This window comes from Polaribacter sp. Hel1_33_96 (assembly GCF_002846595.1).
Classification (GTDB): domain Bacteria; phylum Bacteroidota; class Bacteroidia; order Flavobacteriales; family Flavobacteriaceae; genus Polaribacter.
This window is the reverse complement of the sequence record NZ_PJMV01000001.1, coordinates 1053585-1074914: the sequence shown is the minus strand read 5'-3', so window position 1 is coordinate 1074914 and position 21330 is coordinate 1053585. Positions and strand designations below refer to the sequence as shown.

Annotated in this window: 28 protein-coding genes; 19 read left to right on the top strand and 9 right to left on the bottom strand. The window is 29.7% G+C overall.

Features of this window, described 5'->3' with window-relative positions; all coding sequences use genetic code 11:
* Positions 1–42: 42 nt before the first annotated feature.
* The 9 genes from ATE90_RS04785 to ATE90_RS04745 all read left to right on the top strand — a co-directional run bounded on the left by ATE90_RS04785 (position 43) and on the right by ATE90_RS04745 (position 4890).
* A complete protein-coding gene (locus ATE90_RS04785) occupies positions 43–420 on the top strand; it encodes a DoxX family membrane protein (RefSeq protein ID WP_101450957.1) in 378 nt (125 codons plus the stop codon).
* A 7-nt stretch (positions 421–427) separates the two neighbouring features.
* The gene (locus ATE90_RS04780) at positions 428–667 is read left to right on the top strand and encodes a CDGSH iron-sulfur domain-containing protein (protein ID WP_101450955.1); all 240 of its coding nucleotides are present in this window, start codon (positions 428–430) and stop codon (positions 665–667) included.
* Positions 668–697: 30 nt separating this feature from the next.
* Positions 698–919: a (4Fe-4S)-binding protein gene (locus tag ATE90_RS04775; RefSeq protein ID WP_180335172.1), complete on the top strand. Its 222-nt coding sequence runs from the start codon at positions 698–700 to the stop codon at positions 917–919.
* Positions 919–1323, top strand: coding sequence for an OsmC family protein (locus tag ATE90_RS04770; protein ID WP_101450953.1), 405 nt, complete (start codon positions 919–921; stop codon positions 1321–1323). Before ATE90_RS04775 ends, ATE90_RS04770 begins: the two co-directional genes overlap by 1 nt.
* Positions 1324–1413: 90 nt before the next feature.
* Complete coding sequence (locus ATE90_RS04765) at positions 1414–1749, top strand: hypothetical protein (protein ID WP_143741103.1); 336 nt, start codon at positions 1414–1416, stop codon at positions 1747–1749.
* Between the two features lie 180 nt (positions 1750–1929).
* On the top strand, positions 1930–2301 hold the full coding sequence (locus ATE90_RS04760; protein WP_036786922.1) for a transposase: 372 nt from the start codon (positions 1930–1932) through the stop codon (positions 2299–2301).
* Between the two features lie 35 nt (positions 2302–2336).
* Positions 2337–3152: an IS3 family transposase gene (locus tag ATE90_RS04755; protein WP_101450884.1), complete on the top strand. Its 816-nt coding sequence runs from the start codon at positions 2337–2339 to the stop codon at positions 3150–3152.
* Positions 3153–3189: 37 nt separating this feature from the next.
* Positions 3190–4233, top strand: a complete 1044-nt coding sequence (locus ATE90_RS04750) for a TlpA family protein disulfide reductase (RefSeq protein WP_052107553.1) — start codon at positions 3190–3192, stop codon at positions 4231–4233.
* Between the two features lie 18 nt (positions 4234–4251).
* A complete protein-coding gene (locus tag ATE90_RS04745) occupies positions 4252–4890 on the top strand; it encodes a DUF998 domain-containing protein (RefSeq protein ID WP_036786702.1) in 639 nt (212 codons plus the stop codon).
* Between the two features lie 134 nt (positions 4891–5024).
* On the opposite strand, the gene ATE90_RS04740 is transcribed toward ATE90_RS04745, so the two are convergent.
* Both ATE90_RS04740 and recF read right to left on the bottom strand, forming a co-directional pair.
* Positions 5025–5321, bottom strand: a complete 297-nt coding sequence (locus tag ATE90_RS04740) for a DUF721 domain-containing protein (RefSeq protein ID WP_036786704.1) — start codon at positions 5319–5321, stop codon at positions 5025–5027.
* Complete coding sequence (recF, locus tag ATE90_RS04735; RefSeq protein ID WP_036786707.1) at positions 5321–6400, bottom strand: DNA replication/repair protein RecF; 1080 nt, start codon at positions 6398–6400, stop codon at positions 5321–5323. The genes ATE90_RS04740 and recF overlap by 1 nt, the downstream gene beginning before the upstream one ends.
* A 113-nt stretch (positions 6401–6513) precedes the next feature.
* Between recF and ATE90_RS04730 the strand changes: the two genes are divergently transcribed.
* The 7 genes from ATE90_RS04730 to ATE90_RS04700 all read left to right on the top strand — a co-directional run bounded on the left by ATE90_RS04730 (position 6514) and on the right by ATE90_RS04700 (position 12693).
* Positions 6514–7278 (top strand): tetratricopeptide repeat protein, encoded by a 765-nt coding sequence (locus ATE90_RS04730; RefSeq protein ID WP_101450949.1) that lies wholly within the window; start codon positions 6514–6516, stop codon positions 7276–7278.
* Positions 7279–7334: 56 nt separating this feature from the next.
* Positions 7335–7841: a 6,7-dimethyl-8-ribityllumazine synthase gene (gene ribH / locus ATE90_RS04725; RefSeq protein ID WP_036786711.1), complete on the top strand. Its 507-nt coding sequence runs from the start codon at positions 7335–7337 to the stop codon at positions 7839–7841.
* A 146-nt stretch (positions 7842–7987) separates the two neighbouring features.
* On the top strand, positions 7988–8257 hold the full coding sequence (locus ATE90_RS04720; protein WP_036786713.1) for a hypothetical protein: 270 nt from the start codon (positions 7988–7990) through the stop codon (positions 8255–8257).
* Between the two features lie 5 nt (positions 8258–8262).
* Entirely contained in the window at positions 8263–10077 is a 1815-nt protein-coding gene (mutL, locus tag ATE90_RS04715) for a DNA mismatch repair endonuclease MutL (RefSeq protein WP_036786715.1), read from the top strand.
* A 1-nt stretch (position 10078) separates the two neighbouring features.
* Positions 10079–10813: a rhomboid family intramembrane serine protease gene (locus ATE90_RS04710; protein ID WP_036786717.1), complete on the top strand. Its 735-nt coding sequence runs from the start codon at positions 10079–10081 to the stop codon at positions 10811–10813.
* Positions 10810–11664 carry a rhomboid family intramembrane serine protease gene (locus ATE90_RS04705; protein ID WP_036786719.1) on the top strand — a complete coding sequence of 285 codons (855 nt, stop codon included), beginning with the start codon at positions 10810–10812 and terminating at the stop codon, positions 11662–11664. The genes ATE90_RS04710 and ATE90_RS04705 overlap by 4 nt, the downstream gene beginning before the upstream one ends.
* Positions 11665–11880: 216 nt before the next feature.
* Positions 11881–12693 carry an endonuclease/exonuclease/phosphatase family protein gene (locus ATE90_RS04700; RefSeq protein ID WP_235317742.1) on the top strand — a complete coding sequence of 271 codons (813 nt, stop codon included), beginning with the start codon at positions 11881–11883 and terminating at the stop codon, positions 12691–12693.
* On the opposite strand, the gene ATE90_RS04695 is transcribed toward ATE90_RS04700, so the two are convergent.
* Positions 12690–13859, bottom strand: coding sequence for an NAD(P)/FAD-dependent oxidoreductase (locus tag ATE90_RS04695; protein ID WP_036786723.1), 1170 nt, complete (start codon positions 13857–13859; stop codon positions 12690–12692). The genes ATE90_RS04700 and ATE90_RS04695 overlap by 4 nt on opposite strands.
* Positions 13860–14203: 344 nt before the next feature.
* Entirely contained in the window at positions 14204–14701 is a 498-nt protein-coding gene (locus ATE90_RS04685) for a GNAT family N-acetyltransferase (protein WP_036786725.1), read from the bottom strand.
* A 39-nt stretch (positions 14702–14740) separates the two neighbouring features.
* On the opposite strand from ATE90_RS04685, the gene mtaB reads away from it, so the two are divergent.
* Genes mtaB through ATE90_RS04670 form a run of 3 tightly spaced genes read left to right on the top strand, consistent with a single transcriptional unit; the run spans position 14741 to position 17731 of the window.
* A complete protein-coding gene (gene mtaB, locus ATE90_RS04680; protein ID WP_101450947.1) occupies positions 14741–16075 on the top strand; it encodes a tRNA (N(6)-L-threonylcarbamoyladenosine(37)-C(2))-methylthiotransferase MtaB in 1335 nt (444 codons plus the stop codon).
* A 44-nt stretch (positions 16076–16119) separates the two neighbouring features.
* The gene (locus ATE90_RS04675) at positions 16120–16779 is read left to right on the top strand and encodes an alpha/beta hydrolase (protein ID WP_036786729.1); all 660 of its coding nucleotides are present in this window, start codon (positions 16120–16122) and stop codon (positions 16777–16779) included.
* Positions 16780–16828: 49 nt separating this feature from the next.
* Positions 16829–17731, top strand: a complete 903-nt coding sequence (locus ATE90_RS04670; RefSeq protein WP_036786731.1) for a lytic transglycosylase domain-containing protein — start codon at positions 16829–16831, stop codon at positions 17729–17731.
* A 1-nt stretch (position 17732) separates the two neighbouring features.
* On the opposite strand, the gene ATE90_RS04665 is transcribed toward ATE90_RS04670, so the two are convergent.
* The 5 genes from ATE90_RS04665 to ATE90_RS04645 form a co-directional block, all read right to left on the bottom strand.
* Entirely contained in the window at positions 17733–17930 is a 198-nt protein-coding gene (locus ATE90_RS04665; protein WP_036786733.1) for a YwbE family protein, read from the bottom strand.
* Positions 17931–18017: 87 nt separating this feature from the next.
* A complete protein-coding gene (locus ATE90_RS04660; protein ID WP_036786735.1) occupies positions 18018–18209 on the bottom strand; it encodes a cold-shock protein in 192 nt (63 codons plus the stop codon).
* A gap of 208 nt (positions 18210–18417) precedes the next feature.
* Positions 18418–18609, bottom strand: a complete 192-nt coding sequence (locus tag ATE90_RS04655) for a cold-shock protein (protein ID WP_101450945.1) — start codon at positions 18607–18609, stop codon at positions 18418–18420.
* 109 nt (positions 18610–18718) lie between these two features.
* Positions 18719–19663, bottom strand: coding sequence for an NAD(P)H-dependent flavin oxidoreductase (locus ATE90_RS04650; RefSeq protein ID WP_036786739.1), 945 nt, complete (start codon positions 19661–19663; stop codon positions 18719–18721).
* Positions 19663–21291 carry a S8 family serine peptidase gene (locus ATE90_RS04645; protein ID WP_101450943.1) on the bottom strand — a complete coding sequence of 543 codons (1629 nt, stop codon included), beginning with the start codon at positions 21289–21291 and terminating at the stop codon, positions 19663–19665. Before ATE90_RS04645 ends, ATE90_RS04650 begins: the two co-directional genes overlap by 1 nt.
* Positions 21292–21330: the final 39 nt, after the last annotated feature.

Below are 21330 nucleotides of genomic sequence, written 5' to 3'. Positions count from 1 at the left end.
ATTATAAAGTGCTGACATTTGTAAAAACAAAATTTTATACAAATGAAAAAAGCACAAGTAATTATCAGAATACTTTTAGGGTTGATGGTTCTGATATTTGGATTAAACAAATTTCTACAATTTATGCCCATGCCTCCACTGCCAGAATCGGCTAGTGAATTTATGGGAGCCTTAGTTAAAAGTGGCTACTTAATGCAGGCAGTGGCCATAGTAGAAATTGTAACTGGAATAATGCTGTTAATCAACAGATTTCAAGCATTAGCATTAGTAATACTATTCCCCGTATTACTGAATGCCTTTTGGTTTCATCTTTTCTTAGACCCAGCAGGAATTGGAGGAGCTTTTGTTGCCATGGCTATGAATCATTTCTTATTCTTTGCGAACAAGGAATCATATAAACCAATGCTAAAATTTAAATAAACGTATTATGAAAAAAGCAAAAGTAGCGGGAACAACTCCGCAAATAGAACAATTAGAAGAAGGAAAAACCTACGCATGGTGTACTTGTGGAAAATCAGAAAACCAACCTTGGTGCAATGGTGCCCATAAAGGCAGTGAATTTACGCCTAAGATTTTTAAAGAGGAAGAATCTAAAACTGCGGCTCTATGCATGTGCAAGCAAACAAAGAATCCTCCTTACTGTGATGGTTCTCACGCGAACCTGTAACTATTAGAATATCTTTTAAAATTAATTTAAATGAAAACACAATATAAAAACGAGGATATTACTATCCATTGGGATCAGTCAAAATGTATTCATGCAGGAGTATGTGTTAGGTCATTACCTAACGTATACAATCCTAAAGAACGACCTTGGGTAAAAATAGAAAATGCATCTACTGAAGAACTAAAAGCTCAGATTAACAACTGTCCTTCTGGAGCATTAAGCTATACTTTGAACAATAATAACGATAAGTAATGAAGGATACTTTATACGCAAATGGCACCCTTGGTGCAGAAAACTACTTGATGGAAGTAAAAACTACCAAGCATACGGTTATGGTAGACGAACCTGAGTCTATTGGTGGATCTGATCAATATCCAAACCCTGCTCAATATGTACTATCCGCTTTAGCATCTTGTACTGCTATCACCATAAAAATGTATGCGGATAACAAGGGATGGGATGTTGGCAACATCAATGTAGATGTAAAAATGAAAGATGTTATCTCTTCGGGGAAACCAACAAAGACAATAGTTAAAGCTGTGCAGTTTGAAAACCCTTTGGAAGATGAACAAATTGAACGTTTATTAACTATTGGTTCAAGATGTCCCGTATCAAAATTGCTAGAACAACCGGTAAATATGGAATTTGAAAAATAGCATTTTATGAAAAAACTATTTATTACATTCGTTATAGGAGCTATCTTAACGGCTTGCTCTACAGAAAAAGCACACAAAACAGAAAACAAAATGGAACCAAGAATATTAGCTATCGGAAGATTACAATCAACATTAGACGTGTTAGTTGAAGAATGGGAAAGATATGGCAGAAATGTTATTGCCAGCAATTCAAAAGATAGAATTAAAGAAATAATTGAAACAGAATCAATTGATTTCATATGCATTGGTGGTGGTCTACCTGACAATGAAAGGGAAGAAATGGTAGAGTATATCTCTAATATTAATTCCAGTATTGCTGTTCACCCAATACCAAGAACTGAAGAAAAAATGGGGCCATATAACTTTATTCCTTTTCTAAACAACCTTGCTATAATGCACAAAGTGCGTAAGGCAATGGAAGAGTAAAAGCTTACAACAAGATATATAAGCAATAGCGGTTTGGGTGTGAACTCAAACCGTTTTGTGTTTAATTGAGTATATTGCTATCTGAAGAGTTAGCGCAGTTTTATTCGCTACTGCTCATATACTAAACGTTAGCATTAATACTGACCCGTCCTGAAATAAGGCTACATAATTTTAAACATTATGTATAGAAATGACAAAGTAATTAGACGTTACAGTGAACCTTTTAAATTAAAAATTTTAGCCGAACTTACAATCGGAAAACACACAAAGAGTGAGCTTTGTAAACTCTACTCTATTGCACCCACAACAGTAAATGTGTGGATTAAAAAGTACAATCGTAAAGACTTAATGAACACCAGAGTAAAAGTGGAAACAAAAGACGAAATATCTAGAATTAAGGCACTTCAAAAAGAGATTGAACAGCTAAAAAAACTACTACTTAAAAAAGATCTCGACGCTATGGTACAGGATTGTTATCTTGAAGTAGCAGCTGAAGATCTTGGCTATAAATCAGTTAATGAACTAAAAAAAAAGCTACCTATAAAGCCTTAAGCAAGGCCAAAAAAATATCTAAGGGATTTGCTTCTTTGACAACTATAACCCATTGTTTTGGACTTAAACGTGATGCTTATTACAAGCATAAAAATAGAGCTGATATACGTTTAAACCGAGAACAACAGATTATTAATATCGTTAGAAAAAGACGCAAATCCCTTCCTAGAGAAGGCGTGAGAAAACTTGTGAAATCATTAAATGCAGATTTTAATAAAGCCAATATTAAAGTCGGTCGAGATACTCTATTTAGTGTCCTTAGAAAACATCAAATGCTGACACTTAGAAGGAAAACCAGTGCTAGAACTACGAACTCTTATCATCGTTTTTATAAATATAATAACATCATAAAAGACTTAGAAATCGCTAGAGCTAACCAAGTTTGGGTATCTGATATTACATACATTAGAACCATAAAGGGCTTTTGCTACCTGGCTTTAATAACAGATATGCATTCCAGAAAAATAGTGGGTTATGATATTAGTGATAGCTTGGAACTTAAAGGATGTGTGAGGGCACTTAATAAGGCCATTTATCAAGCTAAAAACATTAAAGGACTCATACACCACTCTGATAGAGGTATACAATATTGCAGTAATGTGTACACACAAATACTCAAAAGAAAAAAGATAGATATTAGTATGACAGAAGAAAATCATTGTTACGAAAATGCAATGGCAGAGAGAGTAAATGGAATTTTAAAAGATGAATTTTATTTAGACCAAACCTTTGATAACGTGAGTCACGCAAAGAGAGCTGCAAAAAATGCAATTAATTTATACAATGAATTAAGATTACATTTATCTTTAGATTATAAAACACCTAATATGGTATATAAATTATCAGCTTAATTCAATTTTAACCTGTAGCCATATTTCAGGACAAGACATGTTAAATAAAATTACAAAGCCATCAATAATTATATTTTTGGTATCTACTTTAATTTTTGGTTGCAAGGAAGAAATAAAAAATCCTATTTCTGTAATAGAAGTTAATATCACTAATCAACAATTATTAGATAGCCTAATTATATATGATAAAGATAAATCATGGGAGATAAAGTCTGTACTTCGATTTAAGGAATCAAATAGAGTTGTTGATACTTTAAATATTCTAGAAAATAAACTTTATCAAATTTATTCATTTTTAGATAGTAAACAGGGAGAATTGGGAGAGTTCATAATTTCCCCAAATAGTAAAATAGCGCTATCTATAGATGAAAAGGAACTTTTCGAGTCCATAGATTATTCTGGCAACTTTAAGTTATCTAATAATTTCTTAGCCTTTTCTAAAAAATATCAAAACCAATTATCTGAAAAGGTTCGCAATGGAATAGAACAAAAGGAGCTTGAAATACTCATTCAAAAAAAAGGTCAATTAATATATGAAAAAGGAATATCTCTAAACATAGTTGATAGCTTAAGCACTTATGTAAAATTAAAATTTAATGAATTTTCTGATATTCTTAAAAAGAAGAATATTAAATACATATACAAAACATCACTAATTAATAAAATTGGAAATAACTTCTTTTTCAAAGACATAAAAAATAACGTTAAAACATTAAAAGATTTTAAAGGAAAATTTGTGTACATCGATGTTTGGGCAACTTGGTGTAAACCCTGTAAAGTAGAACATACTTTTCTAAAACAGCTAGAGGAACACTTTTCTAACAACGATGAACTTCAAATTATTTCTATTAGTACTGATCGCGAATATGATAAGTGGGAAAAGTATATTACCAAAAATTCAATTGATGGAGTGCAACTTTATTCTGGGTCAAATTCGGATTTTGTAAAATTTTATGATATTGGGGCACTGCCCAGGTTTATATTTTTAGATAAAGAAGGTAGCGTGATTAGTCCAGATGAGATAAGACCTTCTAACCCTAAAACATTACAAAAATTAGAAGCAGCGATTCATAAAAAATGAGATTTAAAATAATAGTAAATGAACAACAAAACCATTTTTTTAATCGGAATAGTAGGAGTTAGCCTTTTTGTAGTTTCTTCTATTTTAGGTGGATTTTTAATTGAAAATTATAACGTATTAAGTCAATATATAAGTGAATCTTATGCAATTGACACTGAATACGGAAAAATTTTAAGAATATTTGGTTACCTACCAAGTGGTATTCTTGTCACCTTATTTTGTTTTCTTGGAGTGAGATATTTTCAACCTTCCAAACTACTCAAAATAGGGTTTTATGGAATCGGAATATTTTATGGACTAGCTACAGTAATTGTTGGAATATTTCCTTGTGATAGCGGTTGTAACAGGGAATTAATCGATCCTAGTTCTTCTCAACTAATTCATAATTTTGTAGGTTTACTAACTTATCTATTCGTTCCTTTTTTTATAATTTTAATTGGGTTTGGATTAAAAAAAACACCCAATAACAATACATTTTCTTTACAATCAATTGCATTGGGCGTAATCAGCATTTTGTTTGTATATTTATTTGCATCTAACTCAAATTCTGAATATATCGGACTTTATCAAAGAATGGTGGAGTTGATGTTTGTTATTTGGATAATTTTTTGTGCTATTGTAATAAAGGATAAAAAACCAGCAGTTAACAATATTTAGGGGCAACTAAGGCGAATTCAACTACGTCAGAATCCCGTCGAAATTACTAAGGTCAGTTCTAAGCCAAATATTAAGGTATATAAACCCGCACTAAAAATTATACGAGAACGCTAGACAAACCATCCAAAAAAACTTTACAATAGCATTAGTTTAGATATTACTCCTTCTCCTATTTCTTCATTCATCATTTTAATAATCTTCTCTTTCCCATAACTTAATTCTTCACGCAAAACTGAAGAATTTAACTGAATAATAAGTGTTTTATTTTGCAATTTCACAGAGGTTGTGTGCGTCGTAACACCAGGTCCCATCATTTTATGCCAAGTTTCTTCAACTTTTATTTTTTGCATTCCTTTGCCCAGATTATTTTCCTTGATAAAGCTCTGCATTAAATCTTCTATTGAAAAAGAATCATTTTCCCTTTTTGCCATTATAATTTAAAAATTTGATAAGGTTTGTTACTCTGTTTTACAATATTTTCTGTTCTTTCTGAATGTGTATCCGTAATAAATATCTGACCGAATTCATCATTATTTACCAAATCTATAATTTGAGAAACTCGCTTTTCGTCTAATTTATCGAAAATATCATCTAATAATAAAATAGGAACTACATTTGATTGTTGCTTTATAAACTCAAACTGAGCTAATTTTAAAGCTATCAAATATGATTTTTGCTGACCTTGAGAACCAAATTTTTTAATAGGATATTCGCCAATTTCAAAACTTAAATCGTCTTTATGAATTCCGGATGTTGTGTACTGTAAAATTTTATCTTTCTCTAATGATTGCTTTAATAAATCTGATATAGAAAAATTATTTAACTGGCTTTTATAGATTAAATTAACAACCTCTTTATCGCCAGAAATAATTTGATATTTTGCATTAAAAATGGGAATAAATTCTTCTAAAAAAGCTTTTCTAATTGTATAAATTTCAGCACCGTAATTGGCTAATTGATCATCATAAACACTCAAGTTTAAAGCATCAAACGTTCTATTTGCTGCAAAATATTTTAACAATGCATTTCTTTGAGTTAATACCTTATTGTAGGCAATTAAATTTTGTAAATACTTTTTGTTTTGCTGCGAGATAACACCATCAATAAATTTTCTTCGTGTATCACTTCCATCTGTTACTAGATCTCTATCTGCTGGAGAAATAATAACCAAAGGAATTTGACCTATATGTTCAGAAAATTTGTCATAATTCTTTCCATTTCTTTTCAAAACTTTTTTTTGCCCACGTTTTAAACTGCAAACAATTTTCTCATTTCTATCATTTAAAACATAATCACCTTCTACCATAAAAAAAGCTTCACCATGCTTTATATTCTGCACAGCAACAGAATTAAAGTAACTTTTTGCAAAAGACAAATAATAAATAGCGTCCAAAACGTTCGTTTTCCCTACTCCATTATCACCCACAAAGCAATTTATTTTCTGCTGAAAATCAAAAGATTGTGATTCTAAATTCTTAAAATTGACTAAAGAAATTTTCTGTAAATACATGAATAAAGACTTCGTTTAAAAATGAATTGCAAATTATCGAAAATTTAGCGAATTATCCGCTTTTACAATCCAATTAAAAAAACTATTTTTGCGCCACTAATTTTAAGGAAAATATGGCAACATACAAGAAGAAATATAAACCAGAAGGTAAAAAAGAAGCGAATCAAATTGACGAATCTGAATTTGAAACAGCAGGAGTATTAAATACATTAGACGAAACAGCTTCTAAATCTGAAAAATGGATAGAAAAAAATAGCAAACCTTTATTTTACACATTAATAGGTATCGTTGTTGTTTTCTTAGCTTTTCTTGGATATAATAGCTATATCGTTGAACCTAATGAATTAGAAGCTTCTAACGAGTTAGCTTTTCCAAGAAAATATTTTGATGAAGCTGCAAATGCAGGAGCCGGAAAAGATTCTTTGCTCAATTTAGGTTTAGAAGGTTCAGATGGAAAATACGGTTTTTTAGACATTGCTGATTCTTATAGCGGAACAGATGCCGGAAATTTAGCAAACTATTATGCAGGTGTTTCATATCTACAAATGAAACAATATGATAAGGCTATTGAATTTTTAAGCAAGTTTAATTCTGATGATGAAATGCTAGGACCTGTTGCTTTAGGAGCAATCGGTGATGCTTTCTCAGACATAGATCAACAAGACGATGCTTTGGAATATTATGAAAAAGCAGCAAATAAAAAATCAAACGAGTTTACAACTCCAATGTTTTTATTCAAAGCAGGACAAACTGCCATGTCTTTAGAAAAATATAGCAAAGCAGAACAATTATTTACACAGATAAAAGAGAACTATTCAAAATCTGATCAAGCAAAAGATATTGAGAAATTTATCAATGCTGCTAAATACGCGAAATAGTATATCGTAATTAATTTCAATGGGCAATGCCTTATTGAAAATGAAAAATAAAAAAAATGGCTACAACCAATTTATCCATTTACGACAAAGCAACAATCCCAAATGCGAAAAATTTTCGATTTGGGATTGTTGTTTCAGAGTGGAATCCTGAAATAACACAAAATCTAAAAAAAGGTGCAATTGAAACGTTTTTAGATTGTGGAGCAATCCAGCAAAATATTGTTTCTTGGGATGTTCCGGGGAGTTTTGAGTTGATTTATGGTTGTAAAAAAATGATTCAATCTCAAAAAGTTGACGCTATTATCGCCATTGGAAATGTAATTCAAGGAGAAACAAAACATTTCGATTTTGTTTGTGAAGGAGTAACACAAGGAATTGTAGATTTAAATATCAAATTTGATATTCCTGTAATTTTCTGTGTTTTAACCGATAATACAAAACAACAATCGATAGATAGATCTGGAGGTAAGTTAGGCAATAAAGGTACAGAATGTGCTGTAGCAGCTATTAAAATGGCCGCAATTAAAAACCTAAATAGAACATCAGAAAATATTGGTTTTTAATAAAAAACAATCTTATTCTTTTAAGAATACTTTTAACATCATTTCTTGATTCATTACTTTTTAATTATTTAAATTTGATTTATTCAAAATTGGTATTATACTTGATTTTTTTTTAAATTAATATTTACCAATTATTTTCTAAAATTATGGGATTTTTAAAAAGAACAAATAAAAAATTTGATTATAAACCACGTTATTATAAGGGTGATGGCAGTCCTTATAAAATTCAACATAAATTAGATAAATTCAGGAAAACTGCAGGTAAAAACAAGGGGATAAAATCGAAATTTTCAGATGCCATCAATGAACTTAATAGTCCAAATAAAGGAGCTAACAAAACAATAATTTATATTGTTTTAGTCTTAGTTTTAATTTTTTTGTATATCATAGATTTTGATTTGTCTATATTCTTTTAAAAATAATGTCAGATATTATTCAACTTTTACCAGATCATGTAGCGAATCAAATTGCTGCAGGAGAAGTAGTTCAAAGACCAGCTTCTGTAGTTAAAGAATTGCTAGAAAACGCTATTGATGCGGGTGCAACCAGTATAAAATTATTATTGAAGGATGCCGGTAAAACTTTAATTCAGGTTATAGATGATGGCAAAGGCATGAGTACTACTGATGCCAGAATGTCTTTTGAAAGACACGCTACTTCAAAAATTCAAAAAGCAGAAGATTTATTTAACCTTTGTACAAAAGGTTTTAGAGGAGAGGCTTTAGCCTCTATTGCTGCAATTGCCCATGTTGAATTAAAAACAAAACAAGAAAATGAAGAACTTGGAACCTTTATAAAAATTGAAGGAAGTAAAATTATTTCTCAAGACTTTGTTTCTACCTCCAAAGGAACAAGTATTGCCGTAAAAAACTTGTTTTACAATATTCCGGCAAGAAGAAACTTTTTAAAATCAGATACTGTAGAAACACGTCATATTATAGATGAATTTCAAAGAGTAGCTTTAGCGCATCCAAGTATTGCTTTTTTAATGCACCATAACAATAATGAAGTTTACCATTTAAAAAGTAGTAATTTAAGAAAACGAATTGTAAGTGTTTTTGGTACTAAAATGAATGAAAAATTAGTTCCAATAAACGAACAAACTGATATTGTCTCTATTAATGGTTTTGTGGCAAAGCCAGAATTCTCGAAAAGAAAAAGAGGAGAGCAATTCTTTTTTGTAAATGACCGATTTATAAAAAGTTCTTACTTAAATCATGCTGTGGTAAATGCTTTTGATGGTTTACTCGAGCATGGCTCGCATCCCTCCTATTTTTTATACTTAACAGTGCCTGCAAATACAATTGACATTAACATTCATCCGACAAAAACGGAGATAAAATTTGATAATGAAAAAGCATTGTATGCGATGTTAAGAGCAACGGTAAAACACAGTTTAGGACAATACAATGTAGCACCTCTTTTAGATTTTAATAGAGATGCTAACTTAGACACACCTTACCATTTAAACACAAATACAGTATCTACAAAAACACCAATAATTTCAGTTGACCCAGATTTTAATCCTTTTAAAGAATTAGAACAAAAAGAAATACGATTTCCTTTCAAAAGAGAACAACAAACTGAAAGTTGGGAATCTTTATATACTTCGGTAGCAGTTACAGATGAAGAAAGACAATCGGAATTATTTGATAATCAACAAGAAATAAAAACACAAAAAACGTTTCAAATTCAGCGTAAATATTTGCTGAGTTCTATAAAATCTGGAGTTGTCTTAATCAATCAATCATTAGCGCATCAGCGTATTTTATATGAAGATTTTTTAGAGAGCATTACTGTAAAAGAAGCCAATAGCCAACAATTATTATTTCCTGTAAAAATATCATTCTCATCGCAAGAAATAGAAATGATTTACACCATGAAAACTGAATTAGAAAATGCTGGTTTTTCTTTTGATGAATTCACAAAAAGTGATGTTACCATAAAAGGAATTCCTGTTTCTGTAACAGAAAGTAAGATTACTATTATTTTAGAAGAGTTATTAAGTGATATAGATTTAGAAGTCCCAGATGCAAGTTTTAGTCATTTTGATGTAATGGCAAAATCGTTTGCAAAAACATTGTCTATAAAAACAGGAACACAACTTTCTGAAAAAGAACAAGAAAGTTTAGTGAATAATTTATTTTCTTGTAAAGAACCTACAATTTCTCCGTTTGGAAAATCAACATTTAAAACACTGACTTTAAACGAAATAGATAATCTATTTAACAGCTAATATGAATAGACTTACAGACGCCATTAAACACCTAATTATAATCAATGTAATTTTATTTGTAGTACCACAATTACTGCAATTAGACTTAACAAATATATTGGCATTACATTTTCCAAAAAACGAGCATTTTGGATTTTGGCAATATATAACTCACATGTTTATGCATGGAAGTTTTCCACATATTTTGTTCAACATGTATGGTCTATACGCCTTTGGAACTCCTTTAGAACAAATATGGGGAAAAAATAAATTTATATTTTTTTATTTTTCTGCGGGTTTAGGAGCAGGAATCATCTATTCTTTGGTGAATTATTACCAATTTAATAGCGTTTATGAGCTTTTTATAAATGCAGGTTTGAATGATTCTGAAGTTTTATCTATCTTAAAATCAGGAAGTACAAATGACGTAAGAGTCATAAATGCAATTTCTCAAGAACAATTTAATAAAATAACTTCCTTATATAGTACACCTGCGGTAGGTGCTTCTGGAGCAGTTTATGGAGTTTTAGTGGCTTTTGGGCTGTATTTTAAAGACGCTAAACTAGCCTTACTGTTTTTCCCTGTTCCCATTGCAGCCAAGTATTTTATTCCGGTAATGATTTTAGGAGATTTATTCTTTGGAATGACAAAATATTCTGTTGGAAATATTGCACATTTTGCGCACATTGGAGGAGCCTTAATAGGATTTATTATTGCTTGGCATTGGAAAAACAATCAATTTAAAGTGCGTCAATGAATTATATAAACAAATTAAAAAACCGTTTTAAAAATGGAAATATCGTAGAAAAATTAATCTACATAAATATTGCTATTTTTATTTTATCCTTACTTTTTAATGTTTTTCAAGGTTTGTACAAAGGGCAAACAAATTGGTTTGTAAATTGGTTTTCTTTAGATGATGATTACGACTCTCTATTAAAAAAACCATGGTCTATAATAACCTATGGTTTTTTACATGCAGATTTTATACACATCTTAATGAACTTAATTGTTCTGCACTTTATTGGTAATTTATTTATAGAATATTTCACTCAAAAATTATTACTTAATTTTTATATTATCGGTACTTTTTTTGGCGGACTTTTGTTTGTTTTTAGTCAAAATTATTTCCCTCTATTTGAAGGAAAATCATCTTTACTAGTCGGTGCTTCTGCAGGAATTTCTGCCATATTTATTGGGGTTGCAACGTACATACCAAATTATCAATTAAAGCTACGTTTTATAGGTTTTATAAAATTATGGCATTTAGCTGCCTTTTGGATTGGTTTAGATATTATTGGTCTAATTGGAAGTAATTCTGGTGGACATTTTGCCCATTTAGGAGGAAGTTTATTTGGTTTCTTATATGTTAAAAAAGCAAATAACAAAAAAACTGATTTCTTTAAACAATTTTTATCACTTTTTATAAGGAAGAAAACTCCTTTAAAAACAGTCCATAAATCTGCAAAAAAGAAAAGCAATTCATTAAAAAACACCGATATTACACAAAAACAAATAGATTCTATATTAGATAAAATAAGTAAATCTGGTTATGACACATTAACAAAAACAGAAAAAGATTTTTTGTTTAGACAAGGAAAAAAATAATTTTTAAAAGTGAAAAAATTATCAATTCTGAATAAAATAATATACTTGCTAAATTCGATTTTAGCGACAGTACTTTTGATTTCTTATTTATTACCTTTTATATCTCCAAAGAATATTCCTGTATTAGCAATTTTAAGTTTATTTGTTCCCACTTTAATTATTTTAAATTTATTTTTTATAATCTATTGGATACTTAAACTAAAAAAACACTTTATTATGTCGGCCTTTATTTTGGTTGTTGGTTGGTTCTTTTCTAACACTCCGTATAAGTTTACCGAAAACAAATCTTCGTTAAATGATGATTTAAAAGTAATGAGCTATAACGTAAGAATGTTCAACCATTGGAAATGGATTGATGATCAAAAAATCCCTGAAAAAATAAATGCATTTGTATCTGAAAAATCGCCAGATATTTTATTATTTCAAGAATATTATACGCTAGAAAAACAACTTTTTTTATATCCTTATAAGTACATAAAAACAAAGGACGAAAAAAATAAAATTGGTTTAGCCATTTATTCTAAATTCCCTATTATCCAAAAAGGTTCTTTAGATTTAAAAAACACTTCTAATAATATCATTTTTGCAGATATCTTAAGAAAGAAGGACACCATTAGAGTGTATAATTTGCACTTGCAATCTTTTGAATTAAACACTAGTCAAGAGAATTTCGGCCAAGAGAATTCAGAAAAATTAATTGAAAGATTAAAAAACCGTTTTAAAAAACAAGCAGAACAAACCGAAGTATTTACTGCTCATGAAAAACAATGGACGGGTAAAAAAGTTGTAGCTGGAGATTTTAATAATACAAGTTATTCTTGGGTTTACAATCAAATTTTAAAAGATAAAAAAGATAGTTTTATTGAAGCAGGAATCGGTTTTGGAAAATCATTTAATTATTGGTTTCCTATGAGAATCGATTTTATATTAACTGATAAAAATGCCATTGTGAATCAGTTTAGTTCTTTTTCAGAAAAAAACTCAGATCACTTCCCTATTCTGGCCAGAATAAATTGGAAAATTTATTAATAACTTCTTTTTTCTATAATTTTATGAGCTTTACGTTCTATCTTTTTCTTTAACAAACTAGCCATTGCTAAAAAGAAACCTTTAAATTTTGCTGCTCTCAAAGCATAATGACTAAACTTTAAAAGTCTACCGAACTCTTTTTTAAGATCTTCATCATATTTTTTTAATGAAGATTCAGAAAAACCATCATTATTTAGACATCTTTCTATATTTTTTGCAGCAATAATACCAGACATCATTCCTGTACCAATACCTTCTTTGTAAAAAGCATTTGCCAAACCAGCGGCATCTCCAACTAACAAAAATCGATCTCCAGAAGTTTTGTAATTTCCAAAATGAAACGGAATAGACCATCCCCTCCAACTACCGACTTTAGTCGCATTGCTAAATTTATTTTTAACCTTTTTATGTGTTTTTATAATGCTCTGAATTTCGTCAACTAAATTAACTCCATATTTTTTAATATGATCTGCACGTCCACCCAAACTAATATTTACTTGTCCGTCGGATAAAGGAAAGATATAAAAAAATAAAAGCATTTTTTTATAAATTATACGAACTTCTGCAGCGTTTCCATCAGGAAGGTCTTTTACATCTTTAAAATACGCACTGATAAAAGTAGATGAAAATTTTTTATCTATTTTATTGATAGCCAACTTACTAGAAACAATAGATTTAACACCATCTGCACCCACTACAAATTTTGATACTATTTCTTTACCATTTTTTAATTTGACAAAAACACCTTCAGATTCTTCTCTAAGCTCTTTAACTCCACTTCCAAAATGTTGATTGGCATAAGTATCAGATAAATGACTTACCAAAAATTGATCAAAATCGATACGTTTAGCGTATGAAATAATCATATCTCTATCATCACTCTCCTTAAATTCTATTTTAGATGTATTATTTATATGCAGGCTAATTTTTTTACTATGTATAAATTTTGGGTTTTTCAAAAAAGAGGTGAATAAATCTTCTCCTAAAAGCTTCATAGCCTTATAAGCATATAAGATTAAACCATCTCCACAAGTTTTATCTCGTGGAAAAGTTGATTTATCAATAATATAATGTGGAATTTTCAACTTTGTTAACATTAAAGAAGTCGCAGTTCCAGAAGGTCCTGCTCCGATAATGCAAACAGCTGTTTTTTCAATTTTATTCATAGCTATACAAATGCAATATAGAAAATATTTCTAACCTTCAACTCCATATTCTCGTTCTACTTTATAAATTCTTATTTGGTGTTTTTTAGACCATTTTTCTCTCCCTAGACTTCTTACTTCTGTATGTTCTAAATTATTTTTCTAAGTAACAATGTCATCCAATGTCTACCAATAAGAAACTGTAATCCCGGTTTCACTTCTTGCGGATTCTATTCCTAAATATCCTTTTTAATTTTTAGCTAGTTCCTCCATCCTTATTGACATTTCAAGTTAGTCATGGGTATTATCTGTTAAAATAGTTGAGAAAATCACTGCATAATAAAATGGCGTTAATTTGTCTTCAATCATAAAATTAATTCATATTTAGTTTCTAGTAATTTAATATCGTCACTTATAAACTGTTTTACAACTTTAAAATTATAACGTGCTAAAATTTTAGCTGAGGCTATATTTTTGTTAACAACATACCCTACTATTTTCGGAATTCCTATTTGTTTGCAATGGTAAATTAGTCCTTCACAAATTTCAGAACCATAACCCTTTTTCCAATATTTCTCTAAAAAACGATATCCAATCTCATTATCTTCTCCATCTTTTACTAAAGCGACCGTTCCTATAAAATGAGTATCAAATTTTCTTTCAATGGCGTAAATCCAAAAATCATTATTAGATAAATTATACTTGTTAATTAGATCTGTTAATTCCACTAAATGCTCCTCAAATGTTTTTGTTTCACCATCAACAAACTGCATAACATTATCATTGCTTTGCATTTCGTGAAAAGCCTCTAAATCATCTAAAACGAGCTTCCTAACTAATAATCTTTCAGTTTCAAAAATCATGAATAAAATCGTATTTTTGTCATTGTTAAATGTACATTAATGATAGCAGATAAAAAAGTAGCTTTTTACACATTAGGTTGCAAATTGAATTTTTCGGAAACATCCACTATTGCAAGAAATTTTGTTAATGAAGGTTTTGACCGTGTAGATTTTGAAGAGAAAGCAGACATTTATGTAATTAATACATGTTCTGTAACGGATAATGCAGATAAACGTTTTAAATCGATTGTAAAAAATACATTAAAGAAAAATGACAATGCTTTTTTAATAGCTATTGGATGTTATGCCCAACTAAAACCAGAAGAATTAGCAGCTGTGGATGGTGTAGATTTGGTTTTAGGAGCCACTGAAAAATTCAATGTAACAAGTTATATTAACGATTTAACTAAAAATAATGTTGGCGAAGTCCATTCTTGTGAAATTTCTGATGCTGATTTTTATGTAGGTTCTTACTCTATTGGTGGCAGAACTCGTGCTTTTTTAAAAGTACAAGATGGTTGTGATTATAAATGTACGTATTGTACTATACCCTTAGCGCGAGGAATTTCTAGAAGTGATACTTTAGAAAATGTAATTAGTAATGCTAAAGAAATTTCGTCTAAAGGAATTAAAGAAATTGTTTTAACAGGTGTAAATATTGGTGATTATGGAAAAGGCGAATTTGGTAATAAAAAACACGAACATACTTTTTTAGAATTAGTTAAAGAGCTCGATACAATTGACGGTATTCATCGTTTACGGATTTCATCTATAGAGCCTAATTTATTAAAAAATGAAACCATAGATTTTGTTGCGAAATCAAATTCATTCGTTCCTCATTTTCATATTCCTCTGCAATCTGGAAGTGATGTATTACTTAAGAAAATGAAACGTAGATATCTGCGAAAAACATATACAAATAGGGTTGTTAGGATTAAAGAAGTAATGCCAAATGCTTGTATAGGTGTGGATGTTATTGTTGGTTTTCCTGGAGAAACTGATGAATTATTTTTAGAAACTTACAATTATTTAAACGAAATGGATATTTCGTATTTACACGTCTTTACCTACTCTGAAAGACCCAATACAGAAGCTGTAGATTTGGAAGGAGTTGTTCCAAAAAAAGTACGTGCAAAACGCAGCAAAATGTTACGAGGATTGTCTGCTAAAAAAAGACGTTCTTTTTATGAATCTCAGCTTGGGAATACATTAACAGTTTTGTTTGAAAACGAAAACAAAGAAGGTTATATAAACGGGTTTACAGAAAATTATGTAAAAGTAAAAGCACCTTGGAATCCTGAATTAATCAACACTTTGCATACAATTACACTAACTAAAATTGATGAAGATGGTTTGGTGAGATTTGATTTTGTAAAAAAAACTGTAATTATCTAATTTGACAGTAAAACTGTATTTAAAACAAAACAAAGTACGTTTATATGGCTAAGATTCCTATCTACTTTATGCCTGGCTTAGCCGCTGGTCCAGAAATTTTTGAACACTTAAAATTATCTTCAGAAATTTATGAATTCTATTATTTAGAATGGATAGAACCTATAGATTTAGACGAATCTATTTTTAATTATGCACTGAGAATAACAAAAGATATTCAGCATATTAACCCTGTTTTAGTTGGTGTCTCTTTTGGAGGAATTTTAGTTCAAGAAGTAAGCAAACTTATAGCTACTAGAAAAGTAATTATTATTTCAAGTGTTAAAACACATCATGAACTTTCTAAAAGATTTAAAGTTTTAAGCATAAGCAAACTGTACAAAGCATTTCCTGCAAAATTTGTAAATAATTTTGAAGATTATGCAAAATTTTTCATTGGAAAATCCTTACAAAAAAGAGCCGTAATTTATCAGAAATATCTGTCTGTTAGAGGAACAAAGTATTTAAAATGGTCAATTCACAATGTTTTAAACTGGCAACAAGAAAGTAATTTAAAAAACATTGTTCATATTCATGGAACTAAAGACAACCTTTTTCCAATAAAACATATTAAAGACTCCATAAAAGTAGAAGGTGGTACTCATGTAATGATTTTAACAAAGGCAAAAGAAATATCAATAATCATTCATCAAAGTTTAACTTGTTAAAACTATTTCTATTAGTTACTTTTATAGTTGATTAAAAAAGGCATTTATCATGAATAAATCTTTACGTGTTTTATCTCTCTTAAGTATTGTTTGTATGACTATCTTATTTATGAATGCAATTCATAAATCTGATATCGATTCAATTACAAGCACACACAAAACTTATAAAATTAAAGCATTAAAGCTTCCTAGTAATTTGAATTTAGCTGGAGAAAGAGTACCTATAGAAAAACCAGATGTAAAAGAAAGAATGGACAGAGAATTGTTGGTAAATACCTATTGGCAATCTAATGGATTATTACTTTTAAAACGAGCTAATAAATATTTCCCTATACTAGAACCTTTATTAAGAAAGTATGGATTACCAGACGATTTTAAATTTTTGGCGTTAGCAGAAAGTGGTTTTAGTGATGAAACTTCTTCAGCTGGTGCGGCAGGAATTTGGCATTTTATGAAAGCTACTGGCAGAGAATATGGTTTGGAAATAAACAAAAATGTAGATGAAAGATATAATATTGAAAAATCTACAAAAGTAGCAGCAGAATATCTAAAAAATGCAAAAGATCGATTTGGATCTTGGACGCTTGCAGCGGCTGCATATAATGCTGGTAAATATGGAATTGCTAGAAGACTAGAAACACAAAAAGTTTCTACATATTATGATGCTAAATTAGCGAATGAAACTGAACGCTATGTATTCAGAATTTTGGCTTTAAAAGAAATTATTAAAAATCCAGAAAAATATGGTTTTGTTTTTGAAAAGGAAGACTTATATACAATTAAAAAAACCTACACTATAAAAGTAGATACTGCGATTAATAATATAGCTAGTTTTGCAAAAGGGTTTAATATTAATTACAAAGAATTAAAAATTCATAATCCTTGGTTAAGAGAAAATAAATTGAATAACAAAAGTAGAAAGGTATATAAAATTAAGATTCCAAGAAAATAAGTTACTCAATTACATTTTTCACCCTTCCAACCAAACCTGATGCTAACAATACTTTAATTCCATGAGGATGATGAATGGACTTTGTTAAAAGTTTTGCAACTATACCTTTTGTTAATTCACCCGTTCTTTGATGTGATTTTTGAACAATTTCTACAAACGAACCAATCTGTATATTCTTTCTTTGTCTACCATCAATCATAAATATATTTTTTTATAAAATGAAAATAAAAAAGCGTATCAAATTTGATAGGCTTTTAGATAAAAATTAACTAGTAATAGATATATATTATAATACTCTTACGTTTACTGCGTTTAATCCTTTTTTTCCATCTTGTAAGTCAAATTCAACTTCATCGTTTTCACGAATCTCGTCAACTAATCCTGACACATGCACAAAATGTTCTTTGTTTGATCCTTCTTCAGTGATAAATCCAAATCCTTTAGATTCATTGAAAAATTTTACGGTACCTTTATTCATTATAAAAAATTATTGTGTTGTTAATTTAGTTACTAACAACTTCTAGTGAGGTGCAAATATAATGCCAATAATCGAAAGATAAAATGAAATGTTTATTTTACTTTATCTTTTGTCAATAATCTACAATAGTTTTTAAAAATTAAAATAAAAAAAGCCTATCAAATATGATAGGCTTTTAGATAAAAAATTAACTAGTAATAGATATATATTATAATACTCTTACGTTTACTGCGTTTAATCCTTTTCTTCCATCTTGTAAGTCAAATTCAACTTTATCGTTTTCACGAACTTCGTCAATTAAACCTGAAACATGTACAAAATGTTCTGTGTTTGTTCCTTCTTCAGTAATAAATCCAAATCCTTTAGACTCATTGAAAAATTTTACGATACCTTCTTTCATTATAAAAAATTATTGTGCTGTTAAATTAATTAATAACAGCGTTTTATTAAAGTGCAAATATACACTATTACCTATAAAAAAACATAAATAATTTATTTATTTTAAAAAATCATAAATCACTATAAACCAATTCTTTAGATAAATTATACTCTTCAATAATTTCTTCTAAAACTATTTTTGCTGGTTTTATATTATGAATTAACCCAGCAATTTGACCAATTTCTAACTCTCCATCCTCTAAATCACCTTCAAACATTCCCTTTTTTGCTCTTGCTCTACCCAACAATTCCTTTAACTGATCTTTTGATGGATTTTGTTGATATAATTCTTGTACTTCTTGATAAAATTTATTTTTCAATAAACGAACAGGAGCTAGTTCTTTTAAAGTTAAATGTGTGTCTCCATCCTTTGCATCAATTATCATGTTTTTAAAATTTTGATGAGCAGAGGATTCTTCTGTGGCAACAAATCTACTTCCTATTTGAACTCCATCCGCACCTAAAACCATGGCAGCAAGCATTCCTTTACCAGAAGCAATTCCGCCTGCTGCTAATACAGGAATACCTACTTGCTCTTTTACCATAGGAATTAGCGTAAAAGTTGTAGTTTCTTCACGCCCATTATGTCCTCCAGCCTCAAAACCTTCGCAAACAACAGCATCGACTCCCGCTGCTTCTGCCTTTAAAGCAAACTTCACTGAACTTACGACATGAACAACAGTAATGCCTTTTTCCTTTAAAAATGAAGTCCAAATTTTCGGGTTTCCAGCAGAAGTAAAAACTATCTTCACTCCTTCTTCAATAATGATATCCATAATTTTTTCAATATCAGGGTATAACATAGGTACATTTACGCCAAAAGATTTATTTGTTGCTTTTTTACATTTCTGAATATGTTCTCTTAATACCTCTGGATACATTGAACCTGCGCCTATTAAACCTAAACCACCCGCATTAGATACAGCAGAGGCTAATTTCCATCCAGAAACCCAAATCATGCCTCCTTGCACGACTGGATACTTAATTTTAAAAAGAGCTGTAATTTTATTTATCATTATTCCTTTATCAACTTTATTATTTTATGTTGCTTTTCTTTTTGGATTTTAAGTAGATAAATCCCTTTTTCTAGACAAGAAATATCTATTCTATCTGAAGTAAATTTTGATTCTTCTAAAACCTTTTGACCAAGTATATTAAATATTTGAAAAGAATATTCATCCAATGAAATATTGTTTTTTGTGATTGCAAAGATTTTTTTTATCGGATTTGGAAAAATTTTAATATCAGAAAAAACATCCAAATCATTAATAGATAGCACCGTATTATATGCAGCTTCAAAGTCGGGAATTCCATACCCGTATTGATCTGTAGGATTATTAAATTTATCTGAAGAACTCCGAATTAAATTCATAATTTCAATATTTGTTTTGTTTGGAAAAGCCTGCCAAAAACAAGCTATAACTCCCGCCATGACTGGTGATGAAAAAGAAGTTCCGTTTGAAGATGATACGTTTCCTGATAAAAAATTAATGATACTAGTATTTTGACCTTGCGCTAAAACATCTGGTTTTATTCTATTATCTGCAGTTGGTCCAAAAGAACTAAAACTTGCAATATTTTCCTCAGCATTGACGGCTCCAATACTAAATACTGAGGCTACATCTGCTGGCGCCCCAATATATTTCCAAGAATCAGTACCACTATTTCCTGCTGCATTTACTAAAATCATTCCTCTAGAAGCTCCTATTTCCGCTCCTCTTGAAATAAAGGTAGTTTTCCCATCCATATCTGTATAGGAATGACTGTGATTAGGATTATCATAAGTGGTATATCCTAAAGAGGTATTAATAACATCAACACCTAAACTATCTGCTCTTTCCGCTGCTTCTACCCAAAGTGTTTCTTCTAACACTGTTTCCGATTCCGCAATTTCAGAAATAAATAAATAAAATTTTGCGTCTGGCGCTGTGCCTACGAATTCATTTTCTAAATAACCCGCAATTGTTGATAAAACATGTGTACCATGACTGTTTCTTGTATAATAATTTGTATTTCTATCAGCAAAATTATAGCCTCCTAAAATTTGATTATTATCTCTTAATCTTTGAAAAGCTGAGAGTGTATTTACATTTGGAAAACCGGCATCAATAACTGCTATTACTTGATCTTGTCCTGTAAATCCTTGTTGATGTAGATAATCACCTTTTAACATTTTAATTTGGTTATCGGCAGCTCCATAATCAAAATCAGTTAGCACTTGATTAAATTTATTGTAGTGGTCAGGAATTATTTTCTTTCCTTTTGTTTTTGAGCCAGTATTCAGCGATTTGTTAGCATATTCTATAGATTCTATAAAAGAAAATTTAGACAATAAAGCGTTAATTTGATTAACTGTACCCTGAACATGAATTGCATTCAACCATTTCGATTTTCCTAAAACAGCAATTGTAGCCTCATTTTTTAATTCACTATAATAAACGTTATAAATAGGAACGTCTTTTTCATCTATCGGAAGATTAGTTTTCTCTCTTCTTTCTATAGAACGTTGTGATAACATTTGTAATGGATTTGCTAGAAAACTAGCAGCATTAGGTTTGTCTTTTATAAATACCCAAGCATCTTCTGTTTGAGAGAAAACGTGAACAGAAATAGTTGTAAATAAAAAAAAAAGTAAATTTTTCATCCAACTAAATTACTACTTTTTAATTTTATTTTTTAGATG

What these genes read in the sequence shown, in the direction of transcription:
- recF (WP_036786707.1), bottom strand. Translation starts at nt 6,400, where the DNA reads ATGTATTTACAGAAAATTTCTTTAGTCAATTTTAAGAATTTAGAATCA.
- ATE90_RS04645 (WP_101450943.1), bottom strand. Translation starts at nt 21,291, where the DNA reads ATGAAAAATTTACTTTTTTTTTTATTTACAACTATTTCTGTTCACGTT.
- mutL (WP_036786715.1), top strand. Translation starts at nt 8,263, where the DNA reads ATGTCAGATATTATTCAACTTTTACCAGATCATGTAGCGAATCAAATT.
- ATE90_RS04700 (WP_235317742.1), top strand. Translation starts at nt 11,881, where the DNA reads ATGTCGGCCTTTATTTTGGTTGTTGGTTGGTTCTTTTCTAACACTCCG.
- ATE90_RS04730 (WP_101450949.1), top strand. Translation starts at nt 6,514, where the DNA reads ATGGCAACATACAAGAAGAAATATAAACCAGAAGGTAAAAAAGAAGCG.
- ATE90_RS04785 (WP_101450957.1), top strand. Translation starts at nt 43, where the DNA reads ATGAAAAAAGCACAAGTAATTATCAGAATACTTTTAGGGTTGATGGTT.
- ATE90_RS04660 (WP_036786735.1), bottom strand. Translation starts at nt 18,209, where the DNA reads ATGAATAAAGGTACCGTAAAATTTTTCAATGAATCTAAAGGATTTGGA.
- mtaB (WP_101450947.1), top strand. Translation starts at nt 14,741, where the DNA reads ATGATAGCAGATAAAAAAGTAGCTTTTTACACATTAGGTTGCAAATTG.
- ATE90_RS04750 (WP_052107553.1), top strand. Translation starts at nt 3,190, where the DNA reads ATGTTAAATAAAATTACAAAGCCATCAATAATTATATTTTTGGTATCT.
- ATE90_RS04650 (WP_036786739.1), bottom strand. Translation starts at nt 19,663, where the DNA reads ATGATAAATAAAATTACAGCTCTTTTTAAAATTAAGTATCCAGTCGTG.
- ATE90_RS04740 (WP_036786704.1), bottom strand. Translation starts at nt 5,321, where the DNA reads ATGGCAAAAAGGGAAAATGATTCTTTTTCAATAGAAGATTTAATGCAG.
- ATE90_RS04675 (WP_036786729.1), top strand. Translation starts at nt 16,120, where the DNA reads ATGGCTAAGATTCCTATCTACTTTATGCCTGGCTTAGCCGCTGGTCCA.
- ATE90_RS04745 (WP_036786702.1), top strand. Translation starts at nt 4,252, where the DNA reads ATGAACAACAAAACCATTTTTTTAATCGGAATAGTAGGAGTTAGCCTT.
- ATE90_RS04765 (WP_143741103.1), top strand. Translation starts at nt 1,414, where the DNA reads ATGGAACCAAGAATATTAGCTATCGGAAGATTACAATCAACATTAGAC.
- ATE90_RS04710 (WP_036786717.1), top strand. Translation starts at nt 10,079, where the DNA reads ATGAATAGACTTACAGACGCCATTAAACACCTAATTATAATCAATGTA.
- ATE90_RS04685 (WP_036786725.1), bottom strand. Translation starts at nt 14,701, where the DNA reads ATGATTTTTGAAACTGAAAGATTATTAGTTAGGAAGCTCGTTTTAGAT.
- ATE90_RS04770 (WP_101450953.1), top strand. Translation starts at nt 919, where the DNA reads ATGAAGGATACTTTATACGCAAATGGCACCCTTGGTGCAGAAAACTAC.
- ATE90_RS04670 (WP_036786731.1), top strand. Translation starts at nt 16,829, where the DNA reads ATGAATAAATCTTTACGTGTTTTATCTCTCTTAAGTATTGTTTGTATG.
- ATE90_RS04695 (WP_036786723.1), bottom strand. Translation starts at nt 13,859, where the DNA reads ATGAATAAAATTGAAAAAACAGCTGTTTGCATTATCGGAGCAGGACCT.
- ATE90_RS04705 (WP_036786719.1), top strand. Translation starts at nt 10,810, where the DNA reads ATGAATTATATAAACAAATTAAAAAACCGTTTTAAAAATGGAAATATC.
- ATE90_RS04665 (WP_036786733.1), bottom strand. Translation starts at nt 17,930, where the DNA reads ATGATTGATGGTAGACAAAGAAAGAATATACAGATTGGTTCGTTTGTA.
- ATE90_RS04655 (WP_101450945.1), bottom strand. Translation starts at nt 18,609, where the DNA reads ATGAAAGAAGGTATCGTAAAATTTTTCAATGAGTCTAAAGGATTTGGA.
- ribH (WP_036786711.1), top strand. Translation starts at nt 7,335, where the DNA reads ATGGCTACAACCAATTTATCCATTTACGACAAAGCAACAATCCCAAAT.
- ATE90_RS04720 (WP_036786713.1), top strand. Translation starts at nt 7,988, where the DNA reads ATGGGATTTTTAAAAAGAACAAATAAAAAATTTGATTATAAACCACGT.
- ATE90_RS04760 (WP_036786922.1), top strand. Translation starts at nt 1,930, where the DNA reads ATGTATAGAAATGACAAAGTAATTAGACGTTACAGTGAACCTTTTAAA.
- ATE90_RS04775 (WP_180335172.1), top strand. Translation starts at nt 698, where the DNA reads ATGAAAACACAATATAAAAACGAGGATATTACTATCCATTGGGATCAG.
- ATE90_RS04780 (WP_101450955.1), top strand. Translation starts at nt 428, where the DNA reads ATGAAAAAAGCAAAAGTAGCGGGAACAACTCCGCAAATAGAACAATTA.